Source organism: Saccharopolyspora galaxeae, from assembly GCF_016526145.1.
Classification (GTDB): Bacteria; Actinomycetota; Actinomycetes; order Mycobacteriales; family Pseudonocardiaceae; genus Saccharopolyspora_C; species Saccharopolyspora_C galaxeae.
In genome coordinates, this window is the sequence record NZ_JADDUE010000010.1 from 244,304 (window position 1) to 255,525 (window position 11,222).

Genomic DNA, 11,222 nt, shown 5'->3' on the forward strand with positions numbered 1-11,222 from the left:
CATGGCAACGACGACCGACCCGGACGCCGCGCCGGCGGATCCGTACGTGCTGCGGCCGGAAGACGCGCGGGAGGCGCCGACGACGTTCGGTGGACGGCTGCGGCACCTCGGTCCCGGCCTGGTGCTCTCCGCCGCGGTGGTCGGCTCCGGCGAGCTGATCGTGACCACCTCGCTCGGCGCCCGCGCGGGTTTCGCGCTGCTGTGGCTGGTGATCATCAGCGCCGCGGTGAAGGTCTGGGTGCAGATGGAACTGGCCCGCTGGACCATCCTCACCGGCAAGACCGCGCTGCAGGGCTACCGCCAGGTCGGGCCGCGGATCGGGCCGGTGAGCTGGATCAACTGGTTGTGGATCGGCATGGACTTCAGCAAGATGCTGCAACGCGGCGGCATCATCGGCGGAGTCGCGGCCGCCTGCTCGATCCTGTGGCCGATCCACGGCGCGGCGCTGAGCTTCCCGTCGCTGCTGATCTGGACGGTGCTGGTCACCGCGGGACTGGTGCTGCTGCTGCGCAGCGGCCGCTACAGCGTCGTCGAGCGCAGCGCGGTCGCGGCGGTCGTCGTGTTCACCATCGCGACCGTTTCGCTGGCGCTGGCCCTGCCGCTGACGCCGTTCGCGTACGGCCTCGCCGAGCTCGGCGAGGGACTGAGCCTGCAGGTACCCGCCGGAACGATCGGCATCGCCGTGTCGATGTTCGGCCTGACCGGAGTCGGCGCCGACGAGATGACCACCTACACCTACTGGTGCCTGGAGAAGGGCTACGCGCGCTGGACCGGGCCGGACGACGGCACCGAGCAGCGCGCCCGCCGCGCCGAAGGCTGGCTGCGCGTGATGCGGCTGGACGTGCTGGTCTCGTGGCTGGTGTGCACGCTGTGCACGCTCTCGTTCTACGTGATCGGCGCGTCGGTGCTGAATCCGCAGGGCTTGGTGCCCGAAGGCAACGACATGATCACCACGCTGTCCCGGATCTACACCGACACCTTGGGTTCGTGGGCGCAGTACCTGTTCCTGTTCGGCGCGATCGCCGTGCTCGGCTCGACCGCGATCGGATCGTCGGCGAGCGTGCCCCGGCTGTGGACCAACGCGCTCGGCCTGCTCGGCGTCATCGACTGGCACGACACCCGTGTCCGCCAGCGCACGGTCCGGCTGCTGACCACGGTGTTCCCGCCGTTGTGGGCGCTGTGCTACCTGTTCGTGCAGGAGCCGGTGCTGATGGTGCAGATCGGCGGGATCGGCAGCGGGGTGTTCCTGCTCGCCGTGGTGGTCGCGGTGTGGCGGCTGCGCAGCACCGAAGTGGACCGGCGGTTCCGCGCCAATCCCTGGCTGACGGCGGCGCTTGTGGTCAGCAGCGCGGCGATCACGGTGCTCGGGAGCTACACGGTGCTCGAGGTCTTCGGCATCAGCATCGGCGGCTGAGGCGGCGGTCGAATTCGTGAGCGGGACGCGACCTTGGACGCGGCGCAGGCCTGTGGTGTTCACTGTCGATGACCCGTTCGGCGGAAGGACCAGGTTGTTCACCACCAGACCGACCCTGCAAGGCACCCACGGCATGGCGGCCTCGACGCACTGGCTCGCCTCGGCCACCGCGATGGCGGTGCTGGAGGACGACGGCAACGCGTTCGACGCGGCGGTGGCCGCCGGTTTCGTGCTGCACGTGGTGGAACCGCACCTGAACGGTCCCGCGGGCGAGGTGCCGATCATCTTCGCGCCCGCAGGTGGCGAGCCGGTCGTGCTGTGCGGGCAAGGACCCGCCCCGGCGGGAGCGACGATCGAGCACTACCGGGGCCTCGGGCTCGATCTGGTGCCCGGCACCGGACCGCTGGCATCGGCGGTGCCCGGCGCGTTCGACGCCTGGCTGCTGCTGTTGCGCGACCACGGCACCAAAGAGCTCGCCGAACTGCTGAAGTACGCCATCGGCTACGCGGCCGGCGGCTACCCGGCGGTGGCGCGGATCGGGCAGACCATCGAGGTCGTGCAGGAGCTGTTCGAGACCGAATGGCACTCGTCGGCGCAGCTGTACCTGCCGGACGGCAAGCCACCCGCGCCCGGTGCGCTGCTGCGCAACCCGGCGCTGGCCGAAACGTGGCGCCGAGTCCTCGCCGAAGCCACCGGCCCCTCCCGCGAAGCCCGCATCGACGCCGCCCGGCGCGTGTGGCGCGAAGGATTCATCGCCGAAGAACTCGCCGGCGCCGCCGCGCAGTCCACCATGGACAGTTCAGGCGAGCGGCACGCCGGAACGCTCACCGGCGAGGACATCGCCGCGTTCACCGCTTCCTACGAGCAGCCGGTGAGCTACCAGCGGGACGGCTGGACGGTGTGCAAAGCCGGTCTGTGGAGCCAGGGCCCGGTGCTGTTGCAGCAGCTCGCGCTGCTGCCGGACGAACTCGACCCGGCGAGCCCGGAGTACCTGCACACGCTGATCGAAGGCACCAAGCTCGCGATGGCCGACCGCGAAGCCTGGTACGGCGACCGCACCGAGGTCACCATCGCCGAACTGCTCGACCCCGGCTACAACGCGAAGCGGCGCGCCCTGATCGGCGAAGAAGCCTCCCGCGAGCTGCGCCCCGGGCACCCCGGCGGCCGCGCCCCGCAGCTGAGCGAGCACGCGCACCGGGTCCGCTCCGGCCCGCTGGAGCTGACCGCCCCGGCCGGATCCGGTGAGCCCACCGTCGCGCGCACCGGCGAGACCCGCGGCGACACCTGCCACGTGGACGTCGTCGACCGCTGGGGCAACATGATCGCCGCGACGCCCAGCGGCGGCTGGCTGCACTCCAACCCGGTGATCCCCGCGCTGGGCTTCCCGCTCGGGACCCGGCTGCAGATGGCCTGGCTGGATCCGGGCCTGCCGAACTCGCTGAGTCCCGGAAAGCGGCCGCGCACGACGCTGTCCCCGTCGCTGGCGCTGCGCGGCGGCGAGCCGGTGCTGGCGTTCGGCACGCCCGGCGGCGACCAGCAGGACCAGTGGAGCACGCACTTCTTCCTCGCGGTCACCCAGCGCGATCGGGTGCGCGGCGGCTACGACCTGCAGGGCGCCATCGATGCGCCGAACTGGCACACCGAGAGCTTCCCCGGCTCGTTCTACCCGCGTGCGATGAAAGCGGGCGCGGTCACCGTCGAGTCCCGCATCGGCTCCTCGACGATCGACGAGCTGCGCCGCCGCGGGCACGACGTGACGGTGGGGGAGCCCTGGTCGGAAGGCAGGCTCAGCGCCGTGGCCCGCGATCCGGAGACCGGGTTGCTCTCCGCCGCGGCGAACCCGCGCGGGATGCAGGGGTACGCCGCCGGGCGGTGACGGGCGGTGCACGGCGGCGGCGGCATTGATCCGATCCGCCGAACCGGAACCGCAGGATGTCCGGATTTATATTCCGGAATTGCTCGCCGAGCGTGGCCGATCAATCGCGGAATCGCGCTGTGGCAAACCGTCGCGTTGACGACCGTTGTAACCGATGTCACAGTGGGAAAATCGTCTTCCGCGCGTGAGGTGAGGCCAATGCAGGCAGCATCCGCCCCCAGCAGCGTCCGCTTGTTGAAAACCGGTGTCATGGAGTGCGACCACACCTGGTTGCTGCTCAAGCCCGGCGAAACGATCACGAACCGCTCGAACACCGCCAAGCCCGCGCCGTGGGGCACCTGCCCGACGCACGCGGTGCTGGTCGAACACCCCGAGGGCCGGGTCCTGTGGGACACCGGCGTGCCGCAGGACTGGGAGTCCCGGTGGGCGCCCACCGGGCTGCAGGAATTCTTCCCGGTGCAGGCCGGAACCACTTATCTCACCGATTCGCTGGCCGCGTTGGAACTGACTCCCGAAGACATCGACGTGCTGGTGCTCTCGCACCTGCACTTCGATCACGCGGCGAATGCGAAATTGTTCGACAACGGCCGCACGAAAATCGTGGTGAACCGCAAGGAGCACGAAGGCGCGTTCGGATTCGACGGACCGTTCAAAGGCGCGCACCTGAAAGTCGATTACGCCGACATCGACTACACGCTGGTCGACGGCGACAGCGAGATCCTGCCCGGCGTCAACGTCATCGACACCCCCGGGCACACCTGGGGCACCATGTCGCTGCAGGTGGACCTGCCCGAGTCCGGCACCAAGCTGTTCACCTCCGACGCGGTGTACCTCTCGGAGAGCTGGGGCCCGCCGCCGATCGGCGCCGCCATCGTCTGGGACAGCGTGCGCTGGCTGGAATCGGTGGAGAAGCTGCGCGGCATCGCCGAGCGGACCGGCGCCGAAGTCATCTTCGGCCACGACGCCGCACAGGCCGAGAAATTGACGTTCGCGCCCGACGGCGAATACCGCTAGGAGCCGGAATGACCGAGTACCTGCACGAATCGGTGTTCACCTGGGGCGCGACCCCGCTGAAGTTCGGCGCGGGCGCGGCCGACGAGATCGGCTGGGACCTCGCGCAGCTCGGCGCGGAACGGGTGCTGGTGGTCACCGATCCGGCGATCGCCGCGTCCGGGGTGGCGCAGCGGGTGGTCGACGCGGCCAAGTCCGCGGGCCTGGTGGTCGACCTCTACGACCAGGTGCACGTGGAGCCGACCGATCGCAGCGTGCGCGCGGCCGTCGAGTACGCCTCGCAGTCCACATGGGACGCTTTCGTCGGGGTCGGGGGCGGCTCGTCGATCGACACCGCGAAAGCGATCAACCTGCTCACGACCTACCCGGCTGATCTCTACGACTACGTCAACGCCCCGATCGGCGGTGGCAAGGCACCGGACGGGCCGCTGAAGCCGCTGCTGGCGGTGCCGACCTCGGCGGGCACCGGCTCGGAAACGACGCCGGTGTGCATCATGGATCTGCTCGAGCACAAGGTGAAGTCGGGCATCAGCCATCCCCGGCTGCGCCCGACCACCGCGGTGATCGACCCGCTGCTGACGCTGTCGATGCCGCCGGAGGTCACCGCGGCCAGCGGGATGGACGTGCTCTGCCACGCGCTGGAGTCCTACACCGCGAAGCCGTTCCACAGCTTCCCGCGGCACAGCGCGGATACGCGGGTGGCCTACTGCGGCTCGAACCCGATCTCCGATGCCTGGGCCGAGCACGCGATGCGGCTGCTCGCGCGCTCGTTCCGGAAAGCCGTGCTCAACGGCGGCGACCTGGAAGCGCGCACGGACATGATGCTGGCCGCCACGTTCGCGGGGATGGGATTCGGCAACGCGGGCGTGCACATCCCGCACGCCTGCGCTTACCCGATCGCCGGGCAGGTGCAGGAGTACCGGCCTGCCAACTACCCGCAGGACGAAGCGCTGGTGCCGCACGGCGAGTCGGTGTCGCTGACCGCGCCCGCGGCGTTGCGCTACACCTTCCCGGCCGATCCGCAGCGGCACCTGCACGCCGCGGAAATGCTCGCACCGGCCGAGATTCCGGACGTTCCGCCGCGCGATCGACTGCCCGCGGTGCTGTCCGAGCTGATGCGCGACATCGGCACGCCGAACGGGATCGGCGCGGTCGGGTTCGGCGAATCCGACATCCCCGAGCTGGTCGCGGGCACGGTCAAGCAGCAGCGGCTGCTGGCCACCGCGCCGCGCGGTGTCGGCGAGGACGATCTCGCGGCGATCTTCCGCGACTCGATCCGGAACTGGTGAGCCCGATGCCGATCTACGACTACGCCTGCGAGTGCGGGCACCGGTTCGAGGCCCTGGTGCACGGGTCCGAACCGCGCTGCGATCGCTGCGGCTCGCAGCCGGATCGGCGCCCGTCCGCGGTCCGGCTCGGCGGCGTCGCCGACCCCGGTCCGAGCCGGGACGACGCGCCGAAGAGCTGGCGGTCCACCGGCCAGGGCGACCGGGACACCGTCCGGCACTGGCACGAACGGATGACCAGGCGCGAAGCCCTGGAGGAGAAGTACCCCGAACTGGCCGGGGATCGGCGCCCGGTGCTGGCGCACGAAGGCCGGTTCGCGAACGCGCCGCTGCGCGCGGGCGACCCGCTGCCGCCCCGCGGCGGAGAACACGACACCTGACCGCGCCGGTGTCGGGCAGCTTGCGCTGCGGCACGCATTGCTATGCAGACGACTTCGAGGGCTTCGCGACGGAGCCCCGAGCAGTTCCGAACGGTCCGGCGATCGCCGAGCCGGGCCGCGCGCCGAGTCAAAGGAGACAGCGTGAAGACCAAAGCCGCCGTGCTGACCGAACCCAGCAGGCCCTTCGAGGTCCTGGAACTCGACCTGGACGGTCCGGGGCCGGGCGAAGTGCTGATCAAGTACACCGCCGCCGGGCTGTGCCACTCCGACCTGCACCTGACCGACGGGGACCTGCCACCGCGGTTCCCGATCGTCGGTGGCCACGAAGGCGCCGGGATCATCGAGGAGGTCGGCCCCGGAGTCACCAAGGTCGCCCCCGGTGACCACGTGGTGTGCAGCTTCATCCCGAACTGCGGCACCTGCCGCTACTGCTCGACCGGCAGGCAGAGCATCTGCGACATGGGCGCCACGATCCTGCAGGGTTCCATGCCCGACGGCTCGTTCCGGTTCCACGGGCGGGACGGGGATTACGGCGCGATGTGCATGCTCGGCACGTTCTCCGAGCGGGCGACGATCTCGCAGCACTCGGTGGTCAAAGTGGACGATTGGCTGCCGCTGGAGACCGCGGTGCTGGTCGGCTGCGGCGTTCCCTCCGGGTGGGGAACCGCGGTCTACGCCGGAGGGGTGCAGGCGGGCGACACCGTGGTCGTCTACGGCATCGGCGGGCTCGGCGTGAACGCCGTGCAGGGCGCGGTGCAGGCCGGGGCGAAGTACATCGTCGTGGTCGACCCCGTGGAGTTCAAGCGGCAGACGGCGATGAAGTTCGGCGCCACCCACGCGTTCGCCGACGCCGACGAAGCCAAGGAGAAGGTCAACGAGCTCACCTGGGGCCAGGGCGCGGACCAGGCGCTGATCCTGGTGGGCACAGTGGACGAAACGGTGGTCCAGCAGGCCACGTCGACCATCGGCAAGGGCGGCACGGTCGTGATCACCGGCCTCGCCGATCCGCAGAAGCTCACGGTGCAGCTGTCCGGCACGGAGCTGACGTTGCAGCAGAAAACCATCAAGGGCACGCTGTTCGGCTCCGCGAACCCGCAGTACGACATCGTGAAGATGCTGCGGCTCTACGACGCCGGGCAGCTCAAGCTCGACGAGCTGATCACGACTCGGTACACCCTCGACCAGGTCAACGAGGGCTATCAAGACCTGCGCGACGGCAAGAACATCCGCGGCGTGGTCGTCATGGACTAGGAGCGTTTAGGAAATGGTTTGCGTAGCGGGTCGGGTAGCGGAACCTCAGACGCCTTCTGGCTCCGGGATCTCATCCTGAAGTAGCTTCCCTACTCGGCGTCTGAGCTGTCCTTGCCAGAAGACGTCTGAGAACCCGCCGGTGGTCCGGCTGACTCCTCGGGCGGCGCAAGCGGCTGCCACCGCTTTTCAAACAGAACCTGGCCGTCCCGGCCGCTGTTCGGCCCGGTTCGTCCGTTGTGGACGGACCGGGCCGTTGCGTGCCGGTAACGCCGGGCAGTGTTCAGGCGTCCTGCGTGGACTCGCCGGCGAGCGGGCCGTCCCGGTGGGCGGAATCGCGCGTCCACATCGGACCGTCAGGGCAGTCCCGACTCGCGCAGCGTGATGTTCAGGCGTCCGCCCGCCATGCCGATTTCCGGTCCGGTTCCCGGGAAGGTCTTCGGCACGCCGTGGTAGGCGAGTCGGGAGCTGCCGCCGAACACGAACAGGTCGCCGGAGCGCAGATCGACGTCCGTCCAGGGCTTGCCGCGGCCCTCGGTGTTGCCGAAGCGGAACGTGCAGGCGTCGCCGAGGCTCAGCGACACCACCGGCGCAAGGGTTCGTTCGTCGCGGTCCTGGTGCATGCCCATCCGCGCCTGGGCGTCGTAGAAGTTGACCAGCGCCACGTCCGGGTCGTAATCCGCGCCGACCCCGTAGGCGTCGGCGACCGCCTCCCGGCCGAGTGCTCCCAGCCAGCCCGGGAACGGCGTGACCGGCGAGCCGTCGCCGTCGTCCACGGTGCGCGAGTACCGGTACGGATACCAGTGCCACCCGAGGCAGACCGTGCGCACCGACATCACGCCCCCGCTCGGCAGCCGCGGTGAGCGCAGGCCCGCGCTCGCGGCCCATTCCCGGCACGCGCGGACGAGATCCCTCTGGGCATCGAGGCCCAGCCAGCCGGGCACGTGCACCGCGCCCGGTGCGACTTCGGCCCGTTCCCGGGGCATCAACGGCTCCACGCACCCAGTCCAGCACGCTCCACCGGGGCCGGGCGACGCCCGGGGTAACGGCACGGCAAGAATCTGCGGAACACTCTTGATTCATTCCAGAAAATGGCTCAAACTGCTGCGCGTGCCAGCGACGACTGGAGACTTCGAGGGGATGTTGCGCGCGGCCGAGCTGCGCGTGACCCGGCCGCGGGTCGCGGTGCTGTGCGCGGTGCACGACCACCCGCACGCCGACACCGAATCCATCATCGGCGTCGTGCGCGGCGAGCTGCCCAAGGTTTCGCACCAAGCCGTTTACGACGTGCTGCGTGCGCTGACGACGGTAGGGCTGCTGCGCCGGATCCAGCCGATGGGTTCGGTGGCCCGCTACGAGGCGCGGGTCGGCGACAACCACCACCACGTCGTGTGCCGGTCGTGCGGCTCGATCGCCGACGTCGATTGCGCCGTGGGCGCGGCGCCCTGCCTGACCGAGTCCGATGCCCACGGCTTCACCATCGACGAGGCCGAGGTCATCTACTGGGGGCGCTGCCCGGCCTGCGCGGCCCGCTCGCTTGGCGAACAACCCAATGATCCCGAAAGGATTCCCGGTGACTGACAGCCCAGACGCCACCACCGGCGGTTGCCCGGTCGCGCAAGGCGATCGCCTTCCGCACCCGACCAGCGGTGACGGCAACAACTTCTGGTGGCCGAACCGGCTCAACCTGAAGATCCTGGCCAAGAACCCGGCCGTGACCGATCCGATGGGCGAGGACTTCGACTACGCCGCCGAGTTCAAGACGCTGGACCTGCCCGCCGTGAAGCGGGACATCGAGCAGGTGCTGACCACCTCGCAGGACTGGTGGCCGGCCGACCACGGGCACTACGGCCCGCTGATGATCCGGATGGCCTGGCACAGCGCGGGCACCTACCGGACCAGCGACGGCCGCGGCGGCGCCGACGGCGGTCAGCAGCGGTTCGCACCGCTGAACAGCTGGCCGGACAACGTCAGCCTGGACAAGGCGCGCAGGCTGCTGTGGCCGGTCAAGCAGAAGTACGGGCGCAAGATCTCCTGGGCCGACCTGCTGGTGCTGACCGGCAACGTGGCCCTGGAGTCGATGGGGCTGAAGACCTTCGGCTTCGCCGGTGGCCGGGTGGACTCGTTCGAGCCGGACGAGGACGTCTACTGGGGCTCCGAGACCACCTGGCTCGGCAGCGACCAGCGCATCTCCGGCGGCGAGCGGCGCGACCTGGAAAAGCCGCTGGGCGCGACGCACATGGGCCTGATCTACGTCAACCCGGAAGGCCCGGAGGGGCAGCCGGACCCGGTCGCGGCGGCCCGCGACATCCGCGAAACGTTCGGCCGGATGGCGATGAACGACGAGGAGACCGTTGCGCTGATCGCCGGCGGGCACACCTTCGGCAAGACCCACGGCGCCGCACCGGACTCGAACCTCGGCCCGAACACCGAGGCCGCCCCGCTGGAGGCGCAGGGCCTCGGCTGGAGCAACGGCTACGGCACCGGCAAGGGCGCCGACACGATCACCAGCGGCCTCGAGGTCACCTGGACCTCCACGCCGACCACCTGGAGCAACGGCTTCTGGGAGAACCTCTTCGGCTACGAGTGGGAGGTCTACCAGGGCCCGGGTGGCGCCTGGCAGTGGCGCCCGGCAGGCGGCGCGGGCGAGGGCACCGTCCCGCACGCGCACGACGCGTCGAAGAAGATCGCGCCGAACATGCTCACCACGGACGTGTCGCTGAAGGTCGACCCGATCTACGAGCCGATCTCGCGGCGCTTCTGGCAGAACCCGGACGAGTTCGCGGACGCCTTCGCGCGCGCCTGGTTCAAGCTGACCCACCGCGACATGGGGCCCGCCGACCGCTACCTCGGCGACGAGGTCCCGTCCGAGGTGATGATCTGGCAGGACCCGGTGCCCAAGCCCGAGCGCACGATCGGCACCGCGGAGATCGCCGAGCTCAAGCGCGCGATCGCCGAGTCCGGGCTGACCGTGCAGCAGCTGGTCTCCACCGCGTGGGCCGCCGCCTCGACCTATCGCGACAGCGACAAGCGCGGCGGCGCCAACGGCGGGCGCATCCGGCTGGAGCCGCAGCGCAGCTGGGAGGTCAACGAGCCGGAGCGGCTCGCGACCGTGATCAGCACTCTGGAGCAGATCCAGCGCTCGTCCGGCACCGCCGTCTCGTTCGCGGACCTGGTCGTGCTCGGCGGCTGCGTCGGTGTCGAGCAGGCCGCCAAGGCCGCCGGGTTCGACGTCGAGGTTCCGTTCACCCCTGGCCGCGGCGACGCGACCGCGGAGCAGACCGACGTGGAGTCGTTCTCCCACCTCGAGCCTGCCGCCGACGGGTTCCGCAACTACCTCGGCAAGGGCGCCGCGCTGCCCGCGGAATACCTGCTGATCGACCGGGCGAACCTGCTCGCGCTGAGCGCGCCGGAGATGACCGTCCTGCTCGGCGGGCTGCGCGTGCTCGGTGCGAACCACGGGCAGTCGGCGCTGGGCGTGCTGACCGACAAGCCGGGCACGTTGAGCAACGACTTCTTCGTCAACCTGCTCGACATGGGCACGACGTGGCGGGCGGCCGACGAGTCCTCGGAGACCTTCGAGGCGATCGATGACGCGGGCCGGGTGAAGTGGACCGGTAGCCGGGTCGACCTGGTCTTCGGCTCGAACTCCGAGCTGCGGGCGGTCGCCGAGGTCTACGCGGCCGACGACGCGGCGGCGAAATTCGTCCGCGACTTCGTCGCGGCATGGGACAAGGTCATGAACTCGGACAGGTTCGACCTGGCCTGATTCCTTGTTGAAAGCCCATTTTTGAGGTTTGCGTAGCGGGTCAGGTGGCGGAACCTCAGCGGCTTCCTCGCTGCCCCTTGCCGATGTGACCGCGATTTCTGACGTAGGCCCCTACGCGGCGAAATCGCTGTCCTCGCGAGGAAGCCGCTGAGAACCCGCGGCGGTGCCGGTTGCTTGCATGGTCGCTGCTCAGCGGCTGCGCCGCTGACAAGATGAAGATCAAAAAACAAGATCAAAA

The 11,222-nt window shown here is 69.9% G+C and carries 9 protein-coding genes; 8 read left to right on the top strand and 1 reads right to left on the bottom strand.

The window, feature by feature from the left end; all coding sequences use genetic code 11:
* Position 1: 1 nt before the first annotated feature.
* From INP57_RS22855 to INP57_RS22880, 6 genes are all read left to right on the top strand, one after another.
* Positions 2-1,414, top strand: coding sequence for an Nramp family divalent metal transporter (locus INP57_RS22855; protein WP_200072355.1), 1,413 nt, complete (start codon positions 2-4; stop codon positions 1,412-1,414).
* 94 nt (positions 1,415-1,508) lie between these two features.
* Positions 1,509-3,290, top strand: a complete 1,782-nt coding sequence (locus tag INP57_RS22860) for a gamma-glutamyltransferase family protein (protein ID WP_200072404.1) — start codon at positions 1,509-1,511, stop codon at positions 3,288-3,290.
* Positions 3,291-3,488: 198 nt separating this feature from the next.
* Positions 3,489-4,304 carry an N-acyl homoserine lactonase family protein gene (locus INP57_RS22865; RefSeq protein ID WP_200072356.1) on the top strand — a complete coding sequence of 272 codons (816 nt, stop codon included), beginning with the start codon at positions 3,489-3,491 and terminating at the stop codon, positions 4,302-4,304.
* A gap of 8 nt (positions 4,305-4,312) precedes the next feature.
* Entirely contained in the window at positions 4,313-5,590 is a 1,278-nt protein-coding gene (locus INP57_RS22870) for a hydroxyacid-oxoacid transhydrogenase (RefSeq protein WP_200072357.1), read from the top strand.
* Between the two features lie 5 nt (positions 5,591-5,595).
* Positions 5,596-5,967, top strand: a complete 372-nt coding sequence (locus INP57_RS22875; protein ID WP_200072358.1) for an FmdB family zinc ribbon protein — start codon at positions 5,596-5,598, stop codon at positions 5,965-5,967.
* A gap of 141 nt (positions 5,968-6,108) precedes the next feature.
* On the top strand, positions 6,109-7,218 hold the full coding sequence (locus INP57_RS22880) for an NDMA-dependent alcohol dehydrogenase (RefSeq protein WP_200072359.1): 1,110 nt from the start codon (positions 6,109-6,111) through the stop codon (positions 7,216-7,218).
* 353 nt (positions 7,219-7,571) lie between these two features.
* On the opposite strand, the gene INP57_RS22885 is transcribed toward INP57_RS22880, so the two are convergent.
* Positions 7,572-8,213, bottom strand: coding sequence for an alpha-ketoglutarate-dependent dioxygenase AlkB family protein (locus INP57_RS22885; protein WP_200072360.1), 642 nt, complete (start codon positions 8,211-8,213; stop codon positions 7,572-7,574).
* 142 nt (positions 8,214-8,355) lie between these two features.
* On the opposite strand from INP57_RS22885, the gene INP57_RS22890 reads away from it, so the two are divergent.
* Together INP57_RS22890 and katG are read left to right on the top strand one after the other, a co-directional pair.
* Positions 8,356-8,796, top strand: coding sequence for a Fur family transcriptional regulator (locus INP57_RS22890; RefSeq protein WP_200072405.1), 441 nt, complete (start codon positions 8,356-8,358; stop codon positions 8,794-8,796).
* Positions 8,789-10,984, top strand: coding sequence for a catalase/peroxidase HPI (gene katG, locus INP57_RS22895; RefSeq protein WP_200072361.1), 2,196 nt, complete (start codon positions 8,789-8,791; stop codon positions 10,982-10,984). Before INP57_RS22890 ends, katG begins: the two co-directional genes overlap by 8 nt.
* The last annotated feature ends 238 nt before the right edge of the window (positions 10,985-11,222 follow it).

Excerpts from the sequence above, each read along its gene's own strand:
- INP57_RS22870 (WP_200072357.1), top strand. The coding sequence starts at position 4,313 with ATGACCGAGTACCTGCACGAATCGGTGTTCACCTGGGGCGCGACCCCG.
- INP57_RS22875 (WP_200072358.1), top strand. The coding sequence starts at position 5,596 with ATGCCGATCTACGACTACGCCTGCGAGTGCGGGCACCGGTTCGAGGCC.
- INP57_RS22855 (WP_200072355.1), top strand. The coding sequence starts at position 2 with ATGGCAACGACGACCGACCCGGACGCCGCGCCGGCGGATCCGTACGTG.
- INP57_RS22890 (WP_200072405.1), top strand. The coding sequence starts at position 8,356 with ATGTTGCGCGCGGCCGAGCTGCGCGTGACCCGGCCGCGGGTCGCGGTG.
- INP57_RS22865 (WP_200072356.1), top strand. The coding sequence starts at position 3,489 with ATGCAGGCAGCATCCGCCCCCAGCAGCGTCCGCTTGTTGAAAACCGGT.